Genomic DNA, 22,751 nt, shown 5'->3' on the forward strand with positions numbered 1-22,751 from the left:
ATATGGATTGAGAAAACCGCTCTGATACAGTATAATAAAGTGTCAGGGAGGTATCTTTATGAAGGAAAAAATACTAATCATTGAAGATGATTTTACGATACAAACACAGCTTAAAACTCTTTTGTCTGGGAATGGATATGAAGTATTTGCAGTTACGGATTTTTCCCAAACAATAGAGCAGTTAAAAGAAGCTGCGCCACATCTGGTTATTCTGGATATAAAACTTCCGGGGAATAACGGTTTTGAAATATGCTCTCAAATTCGCACCTTTTCAGATATTCCGATTGTATTTGTAACAAGCAGCAATACAGATATGGACGAACTGAACAGCATTATGCTGGGTGGAGATGCGTTTATCACAAAGCCTTATAATCCCGCTATTCTTCTTGCTAAAATTGCTGCATTGTTAAAGAAAGCCTACCGTTCCCCTCAAACAGAAATTTATATGTGGAGAGAAGCTACCCTGCATTTGGAGAGTAGCATGATAGAGTACAAAGGACAGAAAGCAGAATTGACAAAGAATGAATTGAAAATCCTCTACTACCTTTTTAAGAACTCTGGAAAAATCTGTTCCAGAAATGATATTGTGGATTTTCTTTGGGACAATCAGCTTTATGTTGATGATAACGCCCTAAGTGTCAATATTACCCGTATTCGCGACAAACTGGCAGCAATCGGACTTGTAGATTTCATTAAAACAAAACACAGGCAAGGATATACATTATGAGTGGAAAACAATATTTGAAAAATCAACTCCCCGTTATTTTAGTCAATTTGCTGGGTATGCTTGCCCTTGCTTTGTTCCTGATTGCAAGCGATAATCCTATCCAAACAGTCCTGTTTATTCTTGCAGTCTGGTCGATTGTCCTTGTTTTATCTTTGCTGGCATTTTATTTCTCACGAAAAAAATATCTGAATAAATTGCTCAATATGACGGAGCAATTAGAAGAACGATATTTATTGCCGGAAATCATGCAAGTGCCGGAAAGGGCTGATGAACAGGTTTTTTACCAGATTATGAAAATGGCTGAAAAATCTATGTTGGAACGGATTGGCGAAGTACAGAGGGAACGCAGGGAATATAAAGAATACATTGAACAATGGATACACGAAGTAAAAACACCAATTACAGCCATGAAGCTGCTGTGTGAGAATAACCGTTCTCCCTTTTCCAGAGAGGTATTGGCAGAGTTAGAGAATATCAATCAATATACAGAACAGGCGCTTTACTACGCCAGAAGTGAACACACTGAAAAAGACTATTCTGTCCGTGAAGTCAATTTATGCGATGTTGTGCATAGTGCAATCGCAGATAATAAGTATCTTTTGCGTCAAAGCAATATGTCAATTCAGATAGACGATATAGAAACAAAAGTTTACACCGATGAAAAATGGGTGCGGTTCATCTTAAATCAGATTATCGGTAATGCAATCAAATACCATGCAGAGCAGCCTATTTTGCACTTTGGGGCGACAAAAACGAATGACAAGATTGTGCTATCTATCAGCGATAATGGGATAGGTATTCCTAAAAGTGATTTACCCCGTATTTTTGAAAAAGGATTTACAGGTCAGAATGGGCGAACCGGGAAAAATTCTACTGGAATTGGCTTATATCTTTGCAAGCGTCTATGTGATAAACTGGGAATAGGACTTACTGCTTATTCCGAAAACAGAGGAACAACGATTTCACTTATCTTTCAAATGAATGATTTTATTATCGGAGTGCAGGGCTGATAGGTTCTGCACTTCTTACATTTTTGTAAGAACTGTGTAAGAAAACTTGATACAAAAAATGATATACTCCATTTACAATATAGGTATGGAACAGTTAAGGAGGTTTATCCGATGAATACAATTTTGAAGCTGGAGCATATCCAGAAATATTATGGCAATGAGGGGAATATTACCAAAGCCATTAAAGACATTAGTTTTTCTGTGGAAGCCGGAGAATTTCTCGGAATTATGGGTGCGTCCGGTTCTGGAAAGACAACGCTGCTAAACTGTATTTCTACGATTGATACCGTAAGTGCAGGGCATATTTTTTTAGAGGGAACAGATATAACGGAAATCAACCCAAAATCCCTTGCCCGCTTTCGCAGAGAGAATTTAGGTTTTGTATTTCAAGACTTCAATCTGCTGGATACATTGACAATTTCAGAAAACATTGCACTGGCATTAGCAATCAATAAAGTCCCTGCCGGGAGTGTAGAACCCAGCATTTTGGATATAGCCGGAAAGCTGAATATCAGCGATATGCTAAACAAATATCCTTATCAGGTATCGGGCGGTCAAAAACAGCGTTGTGCCTGTGCAAGAGCAATTATCAACAATCCGAAACTCTTATTGGCAGATGAGCCAACAGGAGCATTAGACAGCCATTCCTCACAAATGCTGCTGTCTACCATTCAAAGTATCAATGAACAGCTTAGGGCGACAATTCTTATGGTAACCCATGACGCTTTTACCGCCAGCTATGCCAGCCGTATTCTTTTTTTGAAAGACGGAGAAATCTTTATGGAACTGCGCAAGGGCAACGACAGCAGAAGTGATTTTTTTGATAAAATTCTGAATGTCCTTACCATGATCGGAGGGGGACAGAGCCATGTATGCTAAACTTGTTTTCAGAAATGCAAAACGGTCTGTAAAAGACTATCTGGTCTACATTGTAACAATGACAATCTGTGTTACCGTGTTTTATGCGTTCTTGTCTATTTCCAGTAGTTATTATAGCCCGGATATAGGCAGCGAGTATGATTTTACGCTGTTAAGTGACGGAATGAAAATTGCAATCTGCATGATAACATTGCTGTTGTTATTTTTGATACGGTTCGTCAATCATTATATGCTAAGACGGAAGCAAAAAGAGTTTGCTGTCCAGTCCATTATGGGAATGGAACAAAAAACCATTGGCAGGATTTTCTTTGCAGAAACACTGATTATGGGTATGTTTTCCATTTTGATTGGTATTTTTTGCGGTGTATTTTGCTCTCAATTCATTACCGCAATGCTCCTTACTGCTTATGGAAAGCCTTATGAAATCTCATGGACATTATTCCCGGATACCGTTTTGTTGACAGTGGTATTTTTTGTGGCAAGTTTTTTTGTGGTAGGAATTTTCAATACCCGTACCATTCAGAAAACAAAAATTATTGATATGCTTTCCGCAGAGAAAGAGAACGAACCAGAGCTAAAAAAGAGCCGCTTCATTTCTGTTGTAGTAGTCCTCTTTGAAGTATTTACCGTATGGGGATTGATTACAGGAATACAAAAGGTCTGGTTTTATTATGACACCCGCTTTGCGTTTCCGGTGCAGCTTATGTTTTGGGGAAATATTCTTTTTCCGCTGCTTACTTTGCTGTGGTCGATATTTTGCATAATTAGAAAGAAAAAAAGAGAATGTTTCATTGCCGGTTTGCTGATATGTTCTGTATTGAATGCTTTTACAGCAGCCAGCGTTGCAGCATTAACAAATAAATATTATCTGACTTTAGGTGGTGGAACGCTCAAACAATATCTGCTTTTTGTTGTGATTGACTTACTTTTCTTCATTTGTGCCTTCATTTATCTTACCAGTGGTTTGATTGTAGCATGGAAAGTAAAATCGCCGGAACATAGATACAAGGGAGAAAACCTGTTCTTTTTCGGGCAAATTATATCAAAACTAAATACAACCAGCAAAACAATGACGCTGATTTGTATAACCCTTGTCCTTGCAATCTTCATGTTTATTGCCGCCCCTATTTTGACGGGCTGGGCTTCAGGTTATTTGGATATGCGCTCTATGTATGATGTGCAGGTATATTCAAGATATAATGACGTATATGAAGAAGAAAATCTGCCGCAAGACAGTTATGAAATTATTACTGAGTTTCTGACAGAACACAAAATAGATACAGTTTATGATTGCACGTTCAATCTATATCTGCCAGAGAAAGATGATTTTCACAACAGACAGAAATATGATTTTCCGATTGTAGCAATTTCTTTGAGTGATTATAACACTATACGGGAAATGCTGGGTTACGAACAGATTTCTCTGGAGGAAGATGAATTTACAACACAATGGAAAGCAATCGCCACCGAGGAAGAGCGGGATAGCTTTTTGAAAGAACACACCAGCATTATGACAGACGCAGGAGAATTGACTCTTTCCGGGCAGTCCTATTATGAGGATCCGATTGGAGAAACAGCGTACAATTCCTATACAAATGTATTGTATGTACTTCCAGACAATATTTGTGAAAAGCTGTTGCCAGTGATAAAAAACCGATATATTACAACAACGGAAAATATCTCCTATGAAAATGCAAGGAAACTGGAAAAACTTTTTACAGAGAAGTATCCCGAGCAGGCAGAAACCGGGGCTATTTATGGCGTGCGTTTTAGCACACTGCAAATCAATAGTTCCATAGCAAATAACTTTATTTTACAGACTGCAATGATTTATGGTGCTGTCGTACTGATGGTTATATGTCTTACGGTACTTTCCCTGCAACAGCTTTTAGACGCAGGACAATATAAGTATCGTTTCTCTGTACTCCGAAAATTGGGGGTGGAAGAAAAGCATATCGGAAAACTTATCTTGCAACAATTAAGTGTTTGGTTTGGGCTTCCAATTATCACAGCAATCATTGTAGCTGCTGTTGTAATAGCTTACTTTATCCAAACCATATCAGCAGAAATTTCAGCCTATATTGGGTTTAGTACATTGATGTTACAAATAGGGGCAACAATGGGGATTTTGGCAATTTTATTGATTTGTTACTTCATAAGTACATGGATTATTTTTAGGCGTTCTGTTAATCCATAGTGAGTGCAATTTATAGCCTGCTGGTCATTACCGACACCATTCTCAACCGCGTTACCCTCAACTGGAAACGAGGCAAGCGCACCCATGTGTTCCTTGACGAGTTCCATGTGGTGTTTGAGAACGAGCAAAGCGGTGTGTTCTTCAACTCCGCATGGCGTCAGTTCCGTAAGCGCGGCGCATATCCCACCGCCATCACTCAGAACGTGGAGTACCTGTTGGACTCCGTGCAGGCCAACACCATCTCAGGGTGTGCTGTGGTTCCAGGAGCGCGGACTGTGGCAGGACAACAGCTATGAGCCGCGCCCTGGCGACATTATCTTTTTCGATTGGGATGATGGCGGCCAGGATGGTTCTTCCGACCATGTTGGTATCGTGGAGAAGGTGGAGAATGGCCGCATCTACACTATCGAGGGTAACTCCGGCGATAGCTGCCGTCAAAACAGTTACCCGGTTGGTTACTATGAAATCTATGGGTACGGAACCCCGGCGCATTAACTGACCAAAAGAAAAACCCAGCCGTTTCTGGCTGGGTACATAAAAGGTTCACAAAAAACAAGTTGAAAGACTTCGTTTATCCGGATATAATAATATCATAGATGTTTCAACGGAATAAGAAAACCGTGGAGGAAACAATGGATATTATGTCGGTAAAAGAAGCGTCTGAGCGGTGGAATATATCAGAACGCTGGATTCAGAAGCTCTGTGAAGAAGGGCGGATCGAAGGCGTGCAGAGATTTGGCCGGTTCTGGATGATTCCCAAGGAGGCGCAAAAGCCTGCTGATTTAAGAAAAAACAGAAAAGGAAGGAGTGATATTTCCCATGTATAACCCTCAATTGGAAACCTTCCTGTGTGTAGCGGAATGCGGTAGCTTCAACAAAGCTGCGGAGAAATTGTTTATTTCCCCCCCGGCAGTCATCAAACAGATCAATCTGCTGGAGGAAAATCTGGATCTGCAGCTTTTTGTGCGCACCCATCGTGGCCTTCAGCTGACGGAGGCTGGTAAATCTTTGGCACAGGACGCAAAATACATCATCCAATATTGCAAAGATTCGGTGACCAGGGCAAAAAATGTCATGAAAAAGAGCGAAGACATCATCCGTATCGGTACATCATCCATGACACCAGCTCAGGTTTTGGTGGATCTGTGGCCAAAACTGCAGGAGGAGTGTCCAGGAGTTAAATTCCAACTGGTGCCATTCGACAATACACCTGAGAACGCCCGGGAGATTCTGGCCAATTTGGGACAGAACATTGATGTAATAGCGGGTATCTTTGATGAAACAATGTTGAACCTGCGCCGCTGTGCCGGGTTGGAAATTTCAAAGGAACCTATCTGCGCGGCGGTGTCCATTCATCACCGGCTGGCGGGAAAAGACAGGCTCACCGTTCAGGATCTGTATGGCGAAAAATTCATGATGATGCGTCGGGAATGGAGCCACTATGTAGATTTGCTACGAGATGATCTTTGGAAAAACCATCCGAAGATCCAAATTGTGGATTTTGACTTTTACGATGTGAATGCCTTTAACCAGTGCGAAAACAACGATTGTGTGCTGATGGCGGTGCCCAAGTGGCAGTACGTCCATCCGCTTTTGAAAATCTTACCCGTGGATTGGAGTTACACAATTCCCTATGGCCTGCTCCATTCACCAGATCCTTCCCCTGTAGTCAAGCAGTTTCTAAGGGCGGTGCAAAAAGAAACTGGACGGGACAAGTGATAACCAAAAGGTAAATACTACATAACGAAACGAGACTTCTGTGGAAGTCTCGTTTTTTTTATAATGAAATCAGAAAAGGAAGAGAGGCAGGTGACAAAATGAAGGTGCAAGGAATTCTGGTAGCTACGGTTTGTCTGTTGCTGTGCTTCACAGGATGTGCGGTTCCTGGACAAACAGAGACAACTTCTTCCGGTGAATCTCACTCGGCAGAGAGCACCGCATCTTTGGATGATGCAGATTTTCAGCAGGAATCAGCCGGCTTTGCGCCTAAGGATCAAATGACAGAGCCATTTACTGGAAGTTGATACGAAAGGATACTCTCTCTGGGGCGGTTCAGCCGGAGCCCGTATGGCAGCGTGGCTTGGGTCCTATGGCCCGGCGGCATTTGGAGGGGATGATCTTCTACAGCCGAGTGCAGTAATTATGCAGTACACGGGCCACAGTGATTATATGGAAAACGATCCACCAACTTTCGCCTGTGTGGGAGAAAGCGATGGCATTGCAAACTGGCGAACCATGGAACGTCGCCTAACCGCCATGAGTACCCTTGGTATTCCAACGGAGTTTCATCATTATCCAGGACTGCCCCACGGATTCGGATTGGGAACCAGTACTGTGGCGGAAGGATGGCTTGATGAGGCTGTTGCTTTTTGGAAAGCTCAAATGTAACCGATGATTCATGAAATTTTAAGAAAGGAAGTATGGATATGAACAACTTTATTTTTCAAAACAGCACGAAGGTCTATTTCGGCAAGGGCTGTGTGAAGGAATATCTGACCTGTCTGACAAAAAATGCGCAGACCATCCTGCTGGCCTATGGCGGCGGCAGCATCAAGCGCAATGGTGTCTACGATGAAATCACAGGCATTCTGAAAGGCGCTGGAAAGACCATCGTGGAGTTCTCCGGCATTATGTCCAACCCCACCTACGACAAAGTGCAGGAGGGTGCGAGGCTGGCACGGGACAATCAAGCGGATATGATTCTGGCCGTAGGCGGAGGCAGCACCATGGACTGCTGCAAAGCTGTCTCTCTGGCTGCCCGGTATGACGGGGACATCTGGGAGGATTTCTGGGCTCACCCCGGCGTCATCGACTTTGATCCGCTGCCTCTGGGTGTAGTAGTTACTGTGGCTGGTACTGGCAGCGAGTGCAACGGCGGCGCGGTAATCACCAATGAAGAGAGAAAGATAAAAACAGGGCGGGATTATCCGGCTCTCAATCCCCGATTTGCTCTGATGGACCCCACCTATACCTTTTCTGTACCCAAAAAACAGATGGCATCTGGTAGCTTTGACATCCTCAGCCACATCATGGAGACCTATTTCAGCCAGCCCAATGAGGACAATGTTTCCGATGACATCATGGAGGCACTGATGCGTAGTGTGATCCGAAATCTGCGTGTTGCCATGGACAGCCCGGAGGATTACACGGCTCGGTCCAATCTGATGTGGGATTCCACCATGGCGGAAAACCGACTCATCAAGATGGGAAAAAAGTGCGACTTTGAATGTCACAACATGGAGCACCAGCTGGGCGCTTATACCAACTGCAACCACGGCTGTGGTCTGGCGGTGATCCATCCGGTGTATTACCGTCATGTGTATAAGGAAGGCTTAAGCAAGTTTGTCCGTTTTGCCGAAAATGTATGGGGAATTGAGCGTGATGGAAAATCCGATGAAGCGTTGGCTCTGGCCGGTATCGATGCCCTTTCCAGCTTCATTCAAGAGATTGGCTTGCCAACTACCCTCAAGGAGCTGGGCGCACAAAAGGGGCAACTAAAAGAAATCGCTGATTCCTGTGGTATTTCCCAGGGCAGTTATAAGCCTATGACCCATGAAGAGATTCTGGAAATTTTCCATGAATGCTATGAATAAGAGCCCCGATTAATACAGGAAAGGAATGCTCATTATGAAAAAACTGACTGCAATTTTCTTGTGCTTTGCAATGGCGTTGAGTCTCGCTGCTTGTGGAAACACCACATCTTCCACAAATGAATCCAGTACGCCGGAATCTTCCGTTCCCCCTGCATCCGGTGAAGCAAGCGACACATCGTCCACCGCCGCCAGTCAGGAACCGGCTTTCCAGGGGGAAACCGAAGTGGAGGCTGGTAACACACTGGTAGTCTACTTCTCTGCTACTGGCAATACCGAACAGGCAGCTACTTACATTGCAGATATTACCGGCGGCGACCTGTTTGAATTGGAACCTGCTGATCCTTATACGGACGAAGATTTGAACTACAACAATGAGGACAGCCGGGTTTCTCAGGAATATGCGGATGAGTCTTTGCGGGATGTGGAACTGGTGAGCGACACGGTGGAGAACTGGGACAGCTATGATACTGTGTTTATCGGTTATCCCATCTGGTGGGGAATTGCTGCATGGCCGGTAGATACGTTTGTGGAAGCGAATGACTTTACCGGCAAAACAGTGATTCCATTTGCCACTTCGGCAAGCTCCGGTTTGGGTGAAAGCGGACAACTGCTGGCAGAACTGGCCGGAACCGGAGACTGGCAGGAAGGAATGCGTTTCCGTTCCAGCGTTAGTGAGGGCGATATGCAGGAATGGCTGGATAGCCTGAGCCTGTCATAACAATCAGGAAGGAGGACCCCTATGAAGCGTATTTTTCCCTTTTTTCTTGCAGGAATACTTCTTTTAAGCTTTTCCGCTTGCAGCAGCGAGACTTCGGGGCCTGACCAGGTTTCAAGTACAGAATCTTCCACAGTCCAGCCCCCGGAAACAGATTCGGATGCAACACAGTCCTCTTCCAATACCATGAAGCAGGAAACAGTCAGTCCCAACTCAGATAGCAATATTCTGATCGCCTATTTCACTATGCCGGAAGATGTAGATGATAACTAACAACACGGGTTGCCTCATGACTATCCGTATAGCAGGAGGTTCTTCCGCTTTCGGGGAGAGCCTGCTCTTTTCTGAAAATCTCAAGGAAATATACCGGAATCCGAAGAAGCTAAAACCTTTGACTTATCACTCCATAACCAATGGAGACTTCTGTTTTTTTCGCAATGGATTACAATAGAATCACAAAGGAGAGAAAGATGATGCAGATGAGAACACTTGGCACTGATTTGAACGTATCTGCTGTAGGCCTGGGGTGCATGGGCTTTTCTCATGCCTACGGTGCGCCTACGGAGGAAGCAGAGGCTGTCCGTCTAATCCGTCGCGCCTTTGACTTGGGCTATACTTTTTTTGATACCGCTGAGGTGTACGGTACCGCCGACGCCCCCCATGTAAATGAAACGCTGGTGGGCAAGGCACTGGCAGATGTAAAGAATCATACGGTAATCGCCACGAAATTTGGCCTGCGGTTTGACCAGGAGAGCGGAAAGGTTCCATTGCCTCTGGTGGCGGATTCCCGCCCGGAGACCATCCGCAAATCTGTGGAAGGATCTTTGAAACGGCTCGGAACCGATCACATTGACCTGTATTTCCAGCACAGAATCGACCCCAACGTAGAGCCGGAAACTGTGGCGGAGGTGATGGCTGATCTGATCCAGGAAGGCAAAATTACTCACTGGGGCATCTCGGAGGCAAATGAAGACTACCTGCGGAGGGCTCATGCCGTGTGCCCGGTGACGGCGGTACAGAACCGATACTCTATGATGGCACGGCATTATGAACCGTTATTCCCCATTTTGGAAGAATTGGACGTGGGCCTGGTGGCTTTTTCCCCTATGGCCAATGGTTTCCTCACCGGGCAATATGACAAGGGGCAGCGCTTTGATGCCGCCACCGACTACCGTGCTGCTATGCCCCAGTTCACTGACAAAGCTGTGGACCAAAATGCCGCACTTTTGAAACTGCTCGCAGATATGGCTGCGGAAAAAGGAGCAACCTCGGCCCAAATCTCCATGGCCTGGATGTTGTGTAAGCACCCGTGGATTGTACCCATCCCTGGCACTCGCAAGGAAGATCGCATGAAAGAAAATGCTGGGGCCGCATCTGTTTTTTTGACGCCCAGTGAGGTGCGCGCTCTGGACGACGCACTGGATCATATGGATATGTCTGCGGTATTCGGTGGAACGCCTTTAAAATAAACGGAAGGAGTATGCTCATGAACGAAACGCTACTTGATATATCTCGGCAGTTTTGGGAAGCTATGGAACACGCCGACGAAGTGGGGATGCGAGCCTGTGCTCATCCTGACTGCAACTTTGTCCATATTGGCATCACCTGCAAACTGGACAAGGAAATCGAATTTTACACCAGTGGGGCCTTTCAACCTACGAATATTACCTTCCACAGTCAGAAGGCTGAGTTGTTTGGAGATACCGGAGTGGTGCTTACTGACTGCGATTACAGCCTACTGCTGGACGGGAAGGAAACCACTCACCACTTTATGGTGACGGAAGTGTACACCCAGGATGAAAAACGGTGGAAGTTGGTCACTTTTTCCTTTACGGCATTGGTGTATTGAACCGCCAGCCACAAATTTTGGTAAACACTGTTTGTATCGGTACAAATAAGCAATCACTTTTTAGGAGGATTTATTTATGGAATACGCAACTTTGAACAACGGAATCAAAATGCCCATGGCAGGCATTGGCACCTTTTTGCTTACCCCGGATGAAGCGGAGACATCCGTCCTCTCCGCTCTTCAGTGCGGATACCGCCTGATTGACACGGCCAATGCCTATGTGAACGAAAAAGCCGTTGGCCGGGCTATGAGGAAATCTGGGATTCCGAGAGATGAGATTTTTCTGGAAACCAAACTGTGGCCCAGTTTTTATGAGCAGGAAGATGCGGTAGAAAAAACGCTCCAGCGCCTGGGAACCGACTACATTGACCTGCTGCTGATCCACCAGCCCGCAGGCAACTATGTCGCAGGTTACCGGCTTATGGAGAAAGCCTACAAAGAGGGCAAGGTGCGCGCCATTGGCCTTTCCAACTTTACCCCGGAGCAGGTGCAGGAGATTCTGGACATCTGCGAGGTAAAGCCTGCCGTGCTCCAAACAGAGGTGCACCCCTACTCGCAGGAGAAAGAACTGAAGGCATTTCTGGATAAAGAAGGCATCGTCATCCAGGCATGGTATCCTCTGGGGCATGGAGACAAGGCGCTGATCCAGGAACCGTTGTTCACGGAATTTGGCAAAAAGTATGGCAAGAGCAATGCCCAGATCATCCTGCGCTGGCACATTCAGGCCGGCAATATCGTGATCCCTGGCTCCAAGAACCCGGCCCATATCAAAGACAATTTCAACCTGTTTGACTTTGCGTTGACAGATGATGAAATGGCTAAAATCACTGCTTTGGACAAGCAGAAGCGATATTACACCAGTACACCGGAAATGCTGAAGAAGTATGCGGAAATGGTTCCGCCTGTAGACGAGCAGAAATAAGGAGGGATTCGCAATGCGTAAGAATTTTGGAACAAAATCCTGGTTTTATCCGCTGCCGGTGCTTGTGATCGGCACCTATGATGAAAACGGCAATCCTGATGCCATGAATGCCGCATGGGGCGGCCTGTACGATGCAGACAAGGTAGTACTGTGTCTGAGCGCTGATCATAAGACCACCAAGAATATCCAGGCAAAGGGAGCGTTTACCGTCAGTTTTGCTGACGCTGCCCATGCGGTTTCTGCGGACTATGTTGGCATGGTGTCCGCAAATAATGAGCCGAAAAAGATGGAGAAGTCTGGCTTCCATTGCACCAAGAGCGAATCGGTGGATGCGCCCCTCATCGATGAGCTGCCGGTAGCTCTGGAGTGCAAACTCCTGAAAGTGAGCGAGGACGGCAACATCATCGGTCAGATTGTGAATGTGAGCATTGACGAAAGCGTATTGGACAGCGATGGGAAGCTGGATATGAGCAAATTCCAGCCCATCTCTTTTGAGCCAGCCAACAATGGGTACCATGTGCTGGGTGAGCGTGTGGGCAATGCGTTCAGCGATGGCGGCAAGTTGAAATAAGGGGGCGAATGATATGAATAAGGAATTTCACAATCTGTTCCCGCAGGGCAGTCCCAACACGGTGGCCGGGCAGTATTTCAGCGGGGCCAGTTATCTGTGCCCCCTGAGTGATATGGGCGTGTCTGTTTCCAACGTGACCTTTGAGCCCAGTTGCCGGAACAACTGGCACATCCACCATAACGGCGGTCAGATCCTTCTTTGTACGGCGGGTCGGGGTTATTATCAGGAGTGGGGCAAATCCGCTCAGGAATTGAACCCTGGAGATGTGGTTAACATTCCGCCCGAGGTAAAGCACTGGCATGGGGCGGCTCCTGACAGTTGGTTTGCCCATATAGCGATTTCCGTTCCAGGTTCCAAAGCCGAGTGGCTGGAGCCGGTAGATGAAGCAGAATATACTAAATTAAAATAAATCCGATAGAAAGGATGGGATTATCATGGATAAAGTAACAGCAGGCAGAGATGCCATGAGCAAATTTGCCCCTAAATTTGCGGAATTAAACGATGATGTCCTCTTTGGAGAGGTTTGGTCGCGAGAGGATAAGCTCTCGCCCCGTGACCGTAGCCTGATTACCGTCTCCGCCTTGATGGCCAGCGGAATTCTGGATACATCCCTTCTTCATCATATTGAGCGGGCCAAGGCCAACGGTGTAACCGCCACCGAGATGAGCGAGGCATTGACCCAGCTTGCTTTCTATGCTGGCTGGCCCAAGGCGTGGGCGGCTCTGCGGATGGCAAAAAATGTCTATGGAAAGGAATAAGATGGAACACCCTTTTGTTGTGTGCCATATGCTCACTTCTCTGGACGGAAAGATTGACGGTACGTTTTTCGGTGTGCCTGAAACAGTTCCGGCGATAAAAGCCTATGGGGAACTGCGAAGTTTTTACGGATGTCAGGCCACCTTATACGGCACAACTACCATGCTGGGGGGATATGCCGAGGGAAAGGTGGGGCAGCTACCCACTGTGATGTCCACTCCGCCCCGAGCGGATTGGGTAAACCCGACAGGCAAGGCCATGGGCAATTTCATTGTTGCAGTGGACCCACAGGGTCAGCTGGCCTATTCCGGATTGTCCATCGAAAAAAAGGGCCGCCCATGTGATCGAGGCGCTGACGGAGCAGGTGGCTCCAGAATACATGTCTTATTTACAGAATCAAGGGGTTTCCTATCTGTTTGCCGGCGAGAAACGACTGAACTGCACTCTGCTTTTGGAGAAACTGCATCGACTGTTTGGCATCAACAAACTGATGCTGGCGGGCGGCGGGATCGTCAATGGATCGTTTTTGGCTGAAAATTTGGTGGACGAGTTGAGTCTAGTCATTGCCCCGGTAGCCGACGGCGGCAACGGTGTCAGTTCCTTTACCCAAGTTGATTTTCTGCCATCCTGGCAACCGACTGCATTTCATCTTAAAGAGGTGCAGACAGTTGTACCGAATGTGTTATGGGTGCGCTACACCCGGCCATAAACGGGCATATTCGTCTAATCAATAGAATGATTTTACAAGGCAGGGTATCTGTTTCAACAGGTACCTTGTTTTCGTATTAGTGGAAAGCTAAAGGTTAATACTTTATAACGAATCGAGACTTCTGTAATCTTACAGAAACCTTTACAATAGAATCAGAAACAAAAGATTATCCAGGCAATGCCTGGAGAGGTGTTGTGAAACCACAGAAAGGAAGTTATCTATGATGGAATATGTATTATTGAATAACAACGTTAAAATGCCAAAACTGGGATACGGCGTTTTCCAAGTCTCGAACGAAGAATGCGAGCGCTGTGTACTGGATGCAATCTCAGTTGGGTATCGCGCGATTGATACCGCTCAGTCCTACGGAAACGAGGAAGCGGTAGGCAATGCTATCCAGAAATGTGGCGTACCCAGAGAGGAATTGTTCCTCACCAGCAAGATCTGGATGTCCAACGCCAGTTATGAAAAGGCAAAGGCATCCATCGACAAATCCCTGCACAAGCTGAAAACCGACTACCTTGACCTGATGCTGATCCATCAGCCTTTTGGAGATTATTACGGCGCATACCGAGCCATGGAGGAAGCATACAAAGAGGGAAAGCTGCGGGCTATTGGCGTGTCCAACTTCTACCCGGACCGACTGATCGATCTGTGTCAGTTCGCAGAAATTGCACCCATGGTCAATCAGGTGGAAACCCATGTGTTTCAGCAACAGCGAACTGCGCACGAATACATGAAAAAGTACGGTGTGCAGCACGAGGCATGGGGCCCCTTTGCCGAAGGGAAGAAAAACTGTTTTACCAACCCTGTACTAGTTGAAATTGGCGAAAAGTACGGAAAAACGGCTGCACAGACTGCCCTGCGGTTTCTGATCCAGTCCGATGTAGTCGTGATCCCAAAATCCACTCACAAAGAGCGGATGGAACAGAACCTGGATGTATTTGACTTCTCCCTGAGTGAAGCAGATATGGAGGCCATCCGCACTCTGGATGAAGGAAAGAGTCTGTTCTTTGACCATTACGATCCTTCCACAGTGGAAATGCTCACCAATATGGGCAAAACGCGAATCGTATAAAGGGGGAAAGCCCAATGAGCAGGATACTGGTTGTTTACTACTCTGTCTCCAATGGGAATACCAGAGAAATCGCACACCAGATGGCGGAGTACATAAAGGCAGATTTGGCTGAAATTTAGACAGTACCGGATGTACGGCTTTCCCTTCAGCTGAAGTGCATCTGGAAGAAACAGTATCCTCTGAGCCATCGGAAACAATAAAACCGGAGACTGATGCAGCCAGTGCCATCTCCTCTGGCGAGGAAAAATCGTCCATGAAAACAGGGATTATTGCAGAACAGATTCTGGAGGGCGAAACGGGGACGATCCATTACAGATATTATCTTCCGGTTCGAACCTGGACGGGGATGGGTTCCTATGCTGGACGCAGCTTCAGGAGGATATGATCGTTGTGTCTGCTCAGCTGACGGATTGGCATGATACGTCGGCTCGGTAGGCCATTGAGCTGACGGAATATTTCCTTGCTAACTTTTCTGTGGATGTGTCTCGGGTGTATGCTGCGGGCTATTCCGCTGGCGGGGAAACCATGTCCCAGGCAGTATCTATGCGCCCGGACCTCTATGCAGCCTATCTCCACGGAGCATCTCAGTGGGATGGGGACTATGCGCCCATTGCGGAAAATGGCACGGCTGTCTATATTTTTATGGCAGAACATGATGAGTATTATGGTTCCCAGCGGGCATGGAGTGCTTACAACAGTCTCCATGATGCCTATGAGGAAGCTGGATGGAGCGAGGAGCAGATCAGCAATGTTCTTCAGATCCAGACACCAAATGACGAATGGTTCGCTCAGCGGGGCGTTACCAGCAATTATCATGGCGGCGGCAATGTGGTTTTTGGGGAATATGATGTTTTAAACTGGGTCTTGTCTCACACCAAGGAGGAGAATGAATCATGAAGGTATTGCTTGTAAATGGCAGCCCTCACCGGGAAGGCTGCACCTATACAGCACTGTGTGCGGTGTCGGAGGCACTCAATCAGAACGGGATTGATACCGATACGTTCTGGATTGGCAATAAGCCGATTTCCGGCTGTATCGCCTGTCACAAGTGCAATGACCGCAATCGCTGCGTGTTTGAGGATACGGTAAACGATTTTTTGTCATTGGCAGAGGATTGCAACGGTGTACAAAGGGAACATAATAAAAAACTTAATAATGGACTGCCAATCTTACACAAAGTACCGCCCAAACGAGACTACGGGCGGTATTTTTGTATCATGGCGGAGAAAGGAGGAACTTCCCACGGGGGCTTGACTGAAAAGTTGAGCCTCTTTTTTCATGCCAAAAAACAGGAGGTAAATGCTTATGGCAGATGATAAAACCACAAAAACGCCGGAACAGCCGGTAACGGATAGCGGGCCGGGCAAGGAAACGCCTCCCGCTCCCCCAAAAGAGCCGGAGAAGGTTTCCGTTTCTCCGGAGCCGGAAAAAAAGACGGAACCGGAGGTAAAGAACCCGCAGGTTTCCGTCTATAACTTCGCTGAAATTATGAAGGAAAAGAAGGTCGAGGAACGGGCGGCAGCTCCCAGCGGGGAAAAGCCTGCCCCGGCAAAAACGGAAAAACCGGAAAAGCAGCCGGAGGCTCCGAAGAAAGCGGAGGAAAAACCCAAAGAGCCGGAACAGCCGAAGCGCCGGGGCCGTCCCCCGAAAGCAGATAAGGACAAGGCCGCAACCCCGAAGCCCAAAGCTCCCGCACAGAAACCGGAAAATGCGGTCAAAAAGGAACCGGAGAAAAAAACGGCTCCAACGGTACAGGCCGCTCCCGCTCCGAAGGAACCCGAAAAACCGAAGGATGCACCACGCCGGGGCAAGGAACAGATCGTCTATATCAAGCTGAACGAGCTTCACGCCTTCAAGAACCATCCCTTTGAGGTTCGGGATGATGAAGAAATGCGGGCTATGGTGTCCAGCGTCAAGGACAAGGGCGTGACCCAGCCCGCTATCGTCCGTCCCCGTGAGGATGGCGGCTATGAGATCGTGTCCGGCCACCGCCGCCAGAAAGCCAGCGAGCTTGCCGGATATGCGGATATGCCCTGTATCGTCCGAAACCTGACGGATGATGAAGCCATCACCCAGATGGTCGAGGATAATCTGAACCAGCGTGAAGAAATCCTCCCCAGTGAGCGGGCCAAAGCCTTGAAAATGCAGCTTGAAGCTATCAAGCACCAGGGCTCCCGCACTTCGGGCCAGATTGACCCGAAGGACGCTGGCAAACGCTCCAACGAGATCGTGGCCGAGCGCAATAAGATGGCGGTCAAGCAGGTGCAGCGGTATATCCGGCTGAATGAGCTGGTTCCCGACCTGATGAAGTTGATGGATGAAAAAAAGCTGGGCTTTACTACGGCGGTGGAGCTTTCCTATGTCAGCAAAAAGAACCAGAACTATATCGCCGTTGCCATTGACAGCCAGCAGTCCTCTCCTTCGCAGGCGCAGGCAAAGCGTATGCGTGAGCTGGACGAAAAGAAGCTGCTCAACGGGGATGTGATCGACGGCATTATGATGGAGGACAAAAAGGAGGTAGACAAAGTGATTTTGACAGGTGCGGAACTGAGCAAGTATTTCGGCAAGGAAACTACGCCGAGGGAAATGAAGGACCAGATCATCAAGCTGCTGGACGACTGGAAGGGTCAGCAGAAGGAACATGAAAAGCCGGAGAAGAAAACCGAACAGGAAAAGTAAGCCCAAACTTCGGGTCAGCATGGCCCGAGGATTGCGGGGCTCTGCCCCGCGCCCCGAAGCTCTGGAGATATAAATTATTCCCCGTCGCCAGTTATTCCGTAGCATAGCCGGGAAAATCAGTCAAGGGCAGCGCCGCCGCAGGCGGTGCCAGAGGCACCCTTGACGGATTTCTCCCGGTTATGCTTTTTCCCGGTCAAGCGACGGGGATATAAATTCTCCAGAGCCGTTCCCCTTCCCGGGGGAAGGGGCGGAGGGGTTGGGCGAACTCTTGCTTTTCCCTAAACCAAAACAGAAATGGAGGCTCAACCAATGAAACGACCTTTAGCATACCTGACCGCCGCATGGAGCGGCGAGCCGGATGTTGATATGGAGCTGGCGGCCCACTACTGCCGTCTTGCTTATGAGGCGGGCTTTTCCCCGATCTGCCCGCTCTTGTATCTGCCGCTGTTTTTGAATGACAGCGTTCCCGAGGAACACAAGGCTGGGATTGATATGCGCCGGGATATGCTGCGGCGCTCCCACACCCTGATTGTCTGCGGCAGCGCTGTGGACGAGGATGTAAAAAATGATATTGCGGTTGCCGGGCGGCTGGGCATTGCGGCGACCACACTGGAAGGGGTGCTTGCCGTGAAGGGACACGGCACCCCGGGCCATGCCGGACATTAAGCTGAGAAGCCTTTTCGACGGGATCGGCGTGTTCCCTCTGGCTGCTTCCCGGTGCGGTATCCGTCCGGTATGGGCCAGCGAGATTGAAAAAGCGCCCATCTCCATAACCAAAAGGCACTTTCCCGACATGGTGCATTTGGGGGATATTACGAAGGTGGACGGCGGGAAAATCCCACCTGTCCATATAATTACCTTCGGTTCCCCCTGTCAGAACCTTTCTCTGATCGGCAACCGCTCCGGCCTTGCCGGGGCAAAATCAAGCCTGTTCTATCAGGCGTTTCGTATCATACAGGAAATGAGGGATGCTACTGATAACCTATATCCAGCTATCGCTGTTTGGGAAAACGTCATGGGAGCGTTTTCTACAAATGACCGGATGGACTTTAGAGCCGTCCTATCCGCCTTCTCGGACACCGAAGTTCCAATGCCTCCTTCGGGAAGATGGGGAAATGCCGGAATGGTGCGAGGGGGAACGCCTGATGTGTGCTGGCGGCTCATGGACGCCCAGTATTGGGCAGGCACCCGAAGGCTGGCACGAAGGCAGCGGATTTTCGTCGTGGCGGATTTTGGAGGCAGACGTGCCGCAGACATACTATTTAAGCCCCGTCCAGTGCTCCCACTTCCTCCGCCTTGCGGAGAGGGCGGGCGGGCCGCCGCCGAAGGAGATCGAACAGCTTCTTTTGAAACAGGGCGGCAGATACCAGTCATCCACCCCTTTCAGTGCTTCCGTATGCGGGGAGCGGCAAAAAGGCAGGAAGAAACGGCCTTCCGAAACAGCTTCGGATTACCAACTGACCCTTTTCCCACTCTTTTAGCCAGTGATGTAACGCCCTTTGCCTTCTGGTATGAGGGCGACCCGGAGGGCGGCTGTATCCGTTTTCTGACGGAAACGGAAAGCGAACGGCTGATGGGGCTGCCGGAGGGCTGGACAAAGTACGGGGCGGACGGCGTGGAGATCCGGCCTCTGCAACGCTACAAGGCGCTGGGAAATGCGATTGCCCTCCCTTGTGCCGATTACATTATGGCCGGGATTTATGAGGTGCTGGCTGACCGGGCCGGAAAGGAGGAATGAGCCCATGTTTGAAGCTTATATAACCAATACAGCCCTATACCCCTTAATGGGGATTGAGGTAGGGACAACGGTACATTTCCCCATGACGACACAGGAGTTGCAGGCCGCCCTTGCCAAAATCGGGATAGACGGGAAACGGTACAGCGAAGTGTTCTTTACCAGCTTTGACAGTGATGTGCTGGGGCTCTACGATCATCTCTACGAATGTGAGAACATCGACGAGCTGAACGAGCTGGGCCACGCCCTGCTGGAAGTACGGGATAAGGGCGGACTGGAAACCTTTGAAGCCGCTCTTGTCTTAGGAAACCACACAAGGAGCGTGAAGGATTTGATAAACCTGACGCAGAACCTTGACCTGTACCGCTTTTACCCGGATATTTCTGATGATGAAGGGCTGGGCCGTCTGTACGCCGACGAGCTTGGGACCATCGACATACCGGAGCACATTCAGAACTACTTCGATTATGAAGCATACGGACGGGATGTGCGTATCAACGAGGGCGGCGTATTTGCTCCCGGTGGGTATGTGTCGGCAGTCCCGGAGGGCTTCAAGGAGTATTACCACGGGCCGCAGGACATTCCGCCGGAACACCGGATATTTGCCTATCCTGAAAAGGCCGAGCCTGTCCACTCCATTCTCGCTACACTCAAACAGTTTCAAGAAGCCCCACCCGCTCCGAAAAAGGACAAGGCGGGGCCTTCCCATGAAGAACGGTAGGACTTCGGGCCAGCATGGCCCGAAGCATAAAGGAGGTGCATACCATCAACTATTACCCTATCAATGAAGGAGCCGCCCGCCGGGCAAAAGAAATGAACAGCTTTTCCGACTACAAGGAAGGGAGCGCAACGGCGGAATACCGGGCAATGGTGGACAAGGCCGCCGCCATAGCGGAAAAGCAGAAATCCCGGGTGGACCCCATGTACCATGAGAAGATCGACCATCTGTTAGACACCTACGCCCGCAAGCTGGCCGAAAACATGAACCAAGGCTTTGCCATTGACGCGAGGGTTCCCTCTGTGCTGATCGCCGGGCCTTCCAATTTCCCGGTGGGAAAGAAGGAAAAACAGAACCGGGCCCGGGACAGCAACATGGAGGAATGGCGGCATATTCAAGGGCTGCTGGATAAGATACGCAGCACCGGCATGGGCGGGATCAGCGCCGATGACCCGGCAGCGATTGAAAAGCTCCAGAAGAAGCTGGACGGGCTGGAACGCTCCCAGCTCATTATGAAGGAGGTCAACGCCTATTACCGCAAGCATGGCAAGCTGGACGGCTGTGCGCTGCTGTCGCCGGACCAGATTGAAAAGCTGAAAGCAAGCATGGCGTCAAGTTGGCGAAGCGACCCGAGGCCCTTTGAAAGTTACCAGCTAACCAACAACAATGCGGAGATCCGCCGGGTAAAGGCCCGTATCGAACAGCTTTCCAAACAGGCACAGCAGGAATTTTCCGGCTGGGAGTTCGATGGGGGTCGTGTGGAAATGAACCGGGAGGACAACCGCTTGCAGGTGTTCTTTGACGGAAAGCCTGACGCGGACACCCGGGCCGAGCTGAAAAGCAGCGGCTTTCGTTGGGCTCCCAGCGTGGGCGCATGGCAGAGGCAGCTCACGGACAACGCCATCCGGGCGGCTGACCGTCTGGAATGTATCAAGCCGCTGTCCGGCGAAAAGCCCTCCCAACTTCAAAAGAAGCCCTCTATCTTGCAGACCATGCGGGAACAGGACGAAAAAGTCCAGACGGAGCCGGAAAAGAAAGCTCCGTCCGGCAGAGATGCCGAGCGGTAAGCCTCGGGCCACATTGGCCCGAGGTTTTCTGTTCCCCGAGATTGTACGGGGGCCTCCCGGATAGCGGGAACCCCGACGGAAAGGAGGTTTTATGCAGGAAGAAGTAAACCAAAAAACGGTTGCCCTTTCGATCAGGACAACGAAGCTCACAGGAAAAGTGCTGGCTGCCGCTCTTGGCAAGGTGGTTCGGGCGCTGCAAAAGCACCACCAGAAGGCGCTGGCCCCGCAGGGACGCCAGAGCGTGAAAAAGCTGATGAACCACTATGGCGGCAAAAGTGCCATGCCCTATGTGGGAGCTCCAAAGGATTTTGACCGGATCGCGAAGGAGTTCCATGTGGACTACGCTTTCCATAAAGTGAGCCCCGGTCATTACCTGCTGTTTTTCAAAGCCAATCAGGCAGACGCTATCACGGCGGCCTTCCAGAAGTACAGCGCAAAGGTGCTGAACAAAGAGCAGGACAAGGCTTCCATCCTCGGCCAGCTTCGGAAATTCACGGAGCAGATCAGGACACAGGCAAAGGAAAAGCAGCGAACCAGAGAGGCGGTGAAGGACGGACGTTGAGTGACAAGATCAGAAAATATGTGCTCCCAAACCTGCCGTACCTCTTTGTGTTCTGGTTCTTCTCCAAAATCGGGACGGCCTACCGGATCGCCTCCGGCACAGACTTCGGGACAAAGCTCATGGGGATGCTCGATACCTTCCCCAAAGCATTTGAAACCTACTGGCCGGGGCTGGGAGGTATTGACCTGCTGGTGGGCCTTGCCGGTGCGGCTGGGGTGTATCTGCTGATACAGTCAAAGATCAGGCAGGCGAAAAAATTCCGGCGGGATGCAGAGTACGGCACTGCCCGCTTTGGAACAAAGGAGGATATAAAGCCGTTTGTAGACCCTAAATTTCAGAACAATGTCATTCTGACAGGGACGGAGTTCCTTACCATGAACACCCGTCCGAAGATACCCGCCAATGCCCGGAACCTAAACGCTTGTGTCATCGGCTCGTCCGGTTCGGGCAAGACAAGGTTCTGGCTGACCCCACAGCTCCTTCAAGCCCATTCCTCGTATGTGGTGGTAGACCCGAAGGGCGGCACCCTCGACCAGTGCGGGCGGTTTCTGCAACGGGAGAAATACAGGGTGCGGGTGTTCAACAGTATCGACTTTTCAAAATCCATGCACTACAATCCGCTGGCCTATATCAAGACGGAAAGCGATGTTTTGAAATTCGTTACCGCCCTGATCGCCAACACCAAAGGCGACGGCAAGGAGGGCGACGAGTTCTGGACCAAAGCCGAAACCCTCTTGTACTGCGCCCTTGTGGCCTACATCGTCTTTGAGGGGCCGGAAGAAGAACGCAACATGAATACGCTGGTGGAAATGATAAACAGCATGGAAGTCCGGGAGGATGACGAAACCTTCAAAAATGCGGTGGACTATATGTTTGACGGGCTGGAACGCCGCAGCCCCCAGCACTTCGCCGTGAGGCAGTATAAGAAATACAAGCTCGCCAGCGGTGATATATGCTCTAAGTGACTTCTTAATCATGATTTTG

29 protein-coding genes and 2 pseudogenes are annotated in these 22,751 nt (G+C 49.0%); all 31 read left to right on the forward strand.

Features of this window, described 5'->3' with window-relative positions:
• Window positions 1–58 precede the first annotated feature (58 nt).
• Window positions 59–727 (forward strand): response regulator transcription factor, encoded by a 669-nt coding sequence (locus DWW13_RS15125; protein WP_117760452.1) that lies wholly within the window; start codon window positions 59–61, stop codon window positions 725–727.
• Window positions 724–1,737 carry a sensor histidine kinase gene (locus tag DWW13_RS15130; protein WP_117760451.1) on the forward strand — a complete coding sequence of 338 codons (1,014 nt, stop codon included), beginning with the start codon at window positions 724–726 and terminating at the stop codon, window positions 1,735–1,737. The genes DWW13_RS15125 and DWW13_RS15130 overlap by 4 nt, the downstream gene beginning before the upstream one ends.
• A 111-nt stretch (window positions 1,738–1,848) precedes the next feature.
• The gene (locus tag DWW13_RS15135) at window positions 1,849–2,616 is read left to right on the forward strand and encodes an ABC transporter ATP-binding protein (RefSeq protein WP_117760450.1); all 768 of its coding nucleotides are present in this window, start codon (window positions 1,849–1,851) and stop codon (window positions 2,614–2,616) included.
• Window positions 2,606–4,813, forward strand: a complete 2,208-nt coding sequence (locus DWW13_RS15140) for an FtsX-like permease family protein (RefSeq protein WP_117760449.1) — start codon at window positions 2,606–2,608, stop codon at window positions 4,811–4,813. Before DWW13_RS15135 ends, DWW13_RS15140 begins: the two co-directional genes overlap by 11 nt.
• A 246-nt stretch (window positions 4,814–5,059) precedes the next feature.
• A pseudogene (locus tag DWW13_RS15150) lies at window positions 5,060–5,308 on the forward strand (CHAP domain-containing protein); the annotation flags it as partial.
• A 137-nt stretch (window positions 5,309–5,445) separates the two neighbouring features.
• Window positions 5,446–5,640, forward strand: a complete 195-nt coding sequence (locus tag DWW13_RS15155; RefSeq protein WP_173815393.1) for a helix-turn-helix domain-containing protein — start codon at window positions 5,446–5,448, stop codon at window positions 5,638–5,640.
• Window positions 5,633–6,532 carry a LysR family transcriptional regulator gene (locus DWW13_RS15160; RefSeq protein WP_022462153.1) on the forward strand — a complete coding sequence of 300 codons (900 nt, stop codon included), beginning with the start codon at window positions 5,633–5,635 and terminating at the stop codon, window positions 6,530–6,532. Before DWW13_RS15155 ends, DWW13_RS15160 begins: the two co-directional genes overlap by 8 nt.
• 98 nt (window positions 6,533–6,630) lie before the next feature.
• The gene (locus tag DWW13_RS19190; protein ID WP_117760447.1) at window positions 6,631–6,837 is read left to right on the forward strand and encodes a hypothetical protein; all 207 of its coding nucleotides are present in this window, start codon (window positions 6,631–6,633) and stop codon (window positions 6,835–6,837) included.
• 43 nt (window positions 6,838–6,880) lie between these two features.
• Window positions 6,881–7,201 (forward strand): alpha/beta hydrolase, encoded by a 321-nt coding sequence (locus DWW13_RS15170; protein ID WP_306665732.1) that lies wholly within the window; start codon window positions 6,881–6,883, stop codon window positions 7,199–7,201.
• 38 nt (window positions 7,202–7,239) lie between these two features.
• The gene (locus tag DWW13_RS15175; RefSeq protein ID WP_118601178.1) at window positions 7,240–8,406 is read left to right on the forward strand and encodes an iron-containing alcohol dehydrogenase; all 1,167 of its coding nucleotides are present in this window, start codon (window positions 7,240–7,242) and stop codon (window positions 8,404–8,406) included.
• Between the two features lie 34 nt (window positions 8,407–8,440).
• A complete protein-coding gene (locus DWW13_RS15180; protein WP_055267971.1) occupies window positions 8,441–9,124 on the forward strand; it encodes a flavodoxin in 684 nt (227 codons plus the stop codon).
• Between the two features lie 21 nt (window positions 9,125–9,145).
• Complete coding sequence (locus DWW13_RS15185) at window positions 9,146–9,394, forward strand: hypothetical protein (RefSeq protein ID WP_055267973.1); 249 nt, start codon at window positions 9,146–9,148, stop codon at window positions 9,392–9,394.
• 197 nt (window positions 9,395–9,591) lie between these two features.
• Window positions 9,592–10,590 carry an aldo/keto reductase gene (locus tag DWW13_RS15195; RefSeq protein WP_330420930.1) on the forward strand — a complete coding sequence of 333 codons (999 nt, stop codon included), beginning with the start codon at window positions 9,592–9,594 and terminating at the stop codon, window positions 10,588–10,590.
• Between the two features lie 17 nt (window positions 10,591–10,607).
• Window positions 10,608–10,970 carry a nuclear transport factor 2 family protein gene (locus DWW13_RS15200; protein WP_055267979.1) on the forward strand — a complete coding sequence of 121 codons (363 nt, stop codon included), beginning with the start codon at window positions 10,608–10,610 and terminating at the stop codon, window positions 10,968–10,970.
• A gap of 76 nt (window positions 10,971–11,046) precedes the next feature.
• Window positions 11,047–11,892, forward strand: coding sequence for an aldo/keto reductase (locus DWW13_RS15205; protein WP_117760442.1), 846 nt, complete (start codon window positions 11,047–11,049; stop codon window positions 11,890–11,892).
• Window positions 11,893–11,905: 13 nt separating this feature from the next.
• A complete protein-coding gene (locus DWW13_RS15210) occupies window positions 11,906–12,463 on the forward strand; it encodes a flavin reductase family protein (RefSeq protein WP_117760441.1) in 558 nt (185 codons plus the stop codon).
• Between the two features lie 13 nt (window positions 12,464–12,476).
• On the forward strand, window positions 12,477–12,872 hold the full coding sequence (locus DWW13_RS15215) for a cupin domain-containing protein (protein WP_118601182.1): 396 nt from the start codon (window positions 12,477–12,479) through the stop codon (window positions 12,870–12,872).
• Between the two features lie 25 nt (window positions 12,873–12,897).
• Window positions 12,898–13,221: a carboxymuconolactone decarboxylase family protein gene (locus DWW13_RS15220; protein ID WP_118601183.1), complete on the forward strand. Its 324-nt coding sequence runs from the start codon at window positions 12,898–12,900 to the stop codon at window positions 13,219–13,221.
• Window positions 13,222–13,559: 338 nt separating this feature from the next.
• Complete coding sequence (locus tag DWW13_RS19495) at window positions 13,560–13,928, forward strand: RibD family protein (protein ID WP_226906286.1); 369 nt, start codon at window positions 13,560–13,562, stop codon at window positions 13,926–13,928.
• Between the two features lie 223 nt (window positions 13,929–14,151).
• Window positions 14,152–15,006, forward strand: coding sequence for an aldo/keto reductase (locus tag DWW13_RS15230; RefSeq protein ID WP_055267130.1), 855 nt, complete (start codon window positions 14,152–14,154; stop codon window positions 15,004–15,006).
• Between the two features lie 14 nt (window positions 15,007–15,020).
• Window positions 15,021–15,125 carry a flavodoxin family protein gene (locus tag DWW13_RS19085; RefSeq protein ID WP_117760438.1) on the forward strand — a complete coding sequence of 35 codons (105 nt, stop codon included), beginning with the start codon at window positions 15,021–15,023 and terminating at the stop codon, window positions 15,123–15,125.
• Window positions 15,126–15,259: 134 nt separating this feature from the next.
• Complete coding sequence (locus DWW13_RS19780; protein ID WP_256372848.1) at window positions 15,260–15,391, forward strand: hypothetical protein; 132 nt, start codon at window positions 15,260–15,262, stop codon at window positions 15,389–15,391.
• Window positions 15,392–15,450: 59 nt separating this feature from the next.
• On the forward strand, window positions 15,451–15,903 hold the full coding sequence (locus tag DWW13_RS19500) for a prolyl oligopeptidase family serine peptidase (protein ID WP_226911624.1): 453 nt from the start codon (window positions 15,451–15,453) through the stop codon (window positions 15,901–15,903).
• Entirely contained in the window at window positions 15,900–16,322 is a 423-nt protein-coding gene (locus DWW13_RS19915; protein WP_118720486.1) for a flavodoxin family protein, read from the forward strand. Before DWW13_RS19500 ends, DWW13_RS19915 begins: the two co-directional genes overlap by 4 nt.
• Window positions 16,312–17,685 (forward strand): ParB/RepB/Spo0J family partition protein, encoded by a 1,374-nt coding sequence (locus tag DWW13_RS15250; protein WP_330425618.1) that lies wholly within the window; start codon window positions 16,312–16,314, stop codon window positions 17,683–17,685. The genes DWW13_RS19915 and DWW13_RS15250 overlap by 11 nt, the downstream gene beginning before the upstream one ends.
• Window positions 17,686–17,994: 309 nt before the next feature.
• The gene (locus DWW13_RS15255) at window positions 17,995–18,351 is read left to right on the forward strand and encodes a DUF7768 domain-containing protein (RefSeq protein WP_003500157.1); all 357 of its coding nucleotides are present in this window, start codon (window positions 17,995–17,997) and stop codon (window positions 18,349–18,351) included.
• Window positions 18,338–19,423 carry a DNA cytosine methyltransferase gene (locus DWW13_RS15260; RefSeq protein WP_118720490.1) on the forward strand — a complete coding sequence of 362 codons (1,086 nt, stop codon included), beginning with the start codon at window positions 18,338–18,340 and terminating at the stop codon, window positions 19,421–19,423. Before DWW13_RS15255 ends, DWW13_RS15260 begins: the two co-directional genes overlap by 14 nt.
• A gap of 4 nt (window positions 19,424–19,427) precedes the next feature.
• Window positions 19,428–20,141: an antirestriction protein ArdA gene (locus tag DWW13_RS15265; protein WP_117482861.1), complete on the forward strand. Its 714-nt coding sequence runs from the start codon at window positions 19,428–19,430 to the stop codon at window positions 20,139–20,141.
• Between the two features lie 14 nt (window positions 20,142–20,155).
• Window positions 20,156–21,205: a hypothetical protein gene (locus tag DWW13_RS15270; RefSeq protein ID WP_050005642.1), complete on the forward strand. Its 1,050-nt coding sequence runs from the start codon at window positions 20,156–20,158 to the stop codon at window positions 21,203–21,205.
• Window positions 21,206–21,296: 91 nt separating this feature from the next.
• The gene (locus tag DWW13_RS15275; protein ID WP_118720492.1) at window positions 21,297–21,767 is read left to right on the forward strand and encodes a PcfB family protein; all 471 of its coding nucleotides are present in this window, start codon (window positions 21,297–21,299) and stop codon (window positions 21,765–21,767) included.
• Window positions 21,764–22,714 (forward strand): annotated as a pseudogene (locus DWW13_RS15280) (type IV secretory system conjugative DNA transfer family protein); the annotation flags it as partial. The gene DWW13_RS15275 and the pseudogene DWW13_RS15280, both read left to right, overlap by 4 nt.
• Between the last annotated feature and the right edge of the window lie 37 nt (window positions 22,715–22,751).

Source organism: Blautia sp. AF14-40 (assembly GCF_003479665.1).
GTDB classification, from domain to species: Bacteria; Bacillota; Clostridia; order Lachnospirales; family Lachnospiraceae; genus Fusicatenibacter; species Fusicatenibacter saccharivorans.

Coding starts and splice junctions, on each gene's coding strand:
- DWW13_RS15195 (WP_330420930.1), top strand. CDS start 9,592: ATGATGCAGATGAGAACACTTGGCACTGATTTGAACGTATCTGCTGTA.
- DWW13_RS15255 (WP_003500157.1), top strand. CDS start 17,995: ATGAAACGACCTTTAGCATACCTGACCGCCGCATGGAGCGGCGAGCCG.
- DWW13_RS15265 (WP_117482861.1), top strand. CDS start 19,428: ATGTTTGAAGCTTATATAACCAATACAGCCCTATACCCCTTAATGGGG.
- DWW13_RS15220 (WP_118601183.1), top strand. CDS start 12,898: ATGGATAAAGTAACAGCAGGCAGAGATGCCATGAGCAAATTTGCCCCT.
- DWW13_RS15160 (WP_022462153.1), top strand. CDS start 5,633: ATGTATAACCCTCAATTGGAAACCTTCCTGTGTGTAGCGGAATGCGGT.
- DWW13_RS15175 (WP_118601178.1), top strand. CDS start 7,240: ATGAACAACTTTATTTTTCAAAACAGCACGAAGGTCTATTTCGGCAAG.
- DWW13_RS15205 (WP_117760442.1), top strand. CDS start 11,047: ATGGAATACGCAACTTTGAACAACGGAATCAAAATGCCCATGGCAGGC.
- DWW13_RS15135 (WP_117760450.1), top strand. CDS start 1,849: ATGAATACAATTTTGAAGCTGGAGCATATCCAGAAATATTATGGCAAT.
- DWW13_RS15170 (WP_306665732.1), top strand. CDS start 6,881: ATGGCAGCGTGGCTTGGGTCCTATGGCCCGGCGGCATTTGGAGGGGAT.
- DWW13_RS19085 (WP_117760438.1), top strand. CDS start 15,021: ATGAGCAGGATACTGGTTGTTTACTACTCTGTCTCCAATGGGAATACC.
- DWW13_RS15275 (WP_118720492.1), top strand. CDS start 21,297: ATGCAGGAAGAAGTAAACCAAAAAACGGTTGCCCTTTCGATCAGGACA.
- DWW13_RS15140 (WP_117760449.1), top strand. CDS start 2,606: ATGTATGCTAAACTTGTTTTCAGAAATGCAAAACGGTCTGTAAAAGAC.
- DWW13_RS15250 (WP_330425618.1), top strand. CDS start 16,312: ATGGCAGATGATAAAACCACAAAAACGCCGGAACAGCCGGTAACGGAT.
- DWW13_RS15185 (WP_055267973.1), top strand. CDS start 9,146: ATGAAGCGTATTTTTCCCTTTTTTCTTGCAGGAATACTTCTTTTAAGC.
- DWW13_RS15270 (WP_050005642.1), top strand. CDS start 20,156: ATGGCCCGAAGCATAAAGGAGGTGCATACCATCAACTATTACCCTATC.
- DWW13_RS15130 (WP_117760451.1), top strand. CDS start 724: ATGAGTGGAAAACAATATTTGAAAAATCAACTCCCCGTTATTTTAGTC.
- DWW13_RS19780 (WP_256372848.1), top strand. CDS start 15,260: ATGAAAACAGGGATTATTGCAGAACAGATTCTGGAGGGCGAAACGGGG.
- DWW13_RS19190 (WP_117760447.1), top strand. CDS start 6,631: ATGAAGGTGCAAGGAATTCTGGTAGCTACGGTTTGTCTGTTGCTGTGC.
- DWW13_RS15155 (WP_173815393.1), top strand. CDS start 5,446: ATGGATATTATGTCGGTAAAAGAAGCGTCTGAGCGGTGGAATATATCA.
- DWW13_RS15125 (WP_117760452.1), top strand. CDS start 59: ATGAAGGAAAAAATACTAATCATTGAAGATGATTTTACGATACAAACA.
- DWW13_RS15180 (WP_055267971.1), top strand. CDS start 8,441: ATGAAAAAACTGACTGCAATTTTCTTGTGCTTTGCAATGGCGTTGAGT.
- DWW13_RS15200 (WP_055267979.1), top strand. CDS start 10,608: ATGAACGAAACGCTACTTGATATATCTCGGCAGTTTTGGGAAGCTATG.
- DWW13_RS15230 (WP_055267130.1), top strand. CDS start 14,152: ATGGAATATGTATTATTGAATAACAACGTTAAAATGCCAAAACTGGGA.
- DWW13_RS15215 (WP_118601182.1), top strand. CDS start 12,477: ATGAATAAGGAATTTCACAATCTGTTCCCGCAGGGCAGTCCCAACACG.
- DWW13_RS15260 (WP_118720490.1), top strand. CDS start 18,338: ATGCCGGACATTAAGCTGAGAAGCCTTTTCGACGGGATCGGCGTGTTC.
- DWW13_RS19915 (WP_118720486.1), top strand. CDS start 15,900: ATGAAGGTATTGCTTGTAAATGGCAGCCCTCACCGGGAAGGCTGCACC.
- DWW13_RS15210 (WP_117760441.1), top strand. CDS start 11,906: ATGCGTAAGAATTTTGGAACAAAATCCTGGTTTTATCCGCTGCCGGTG.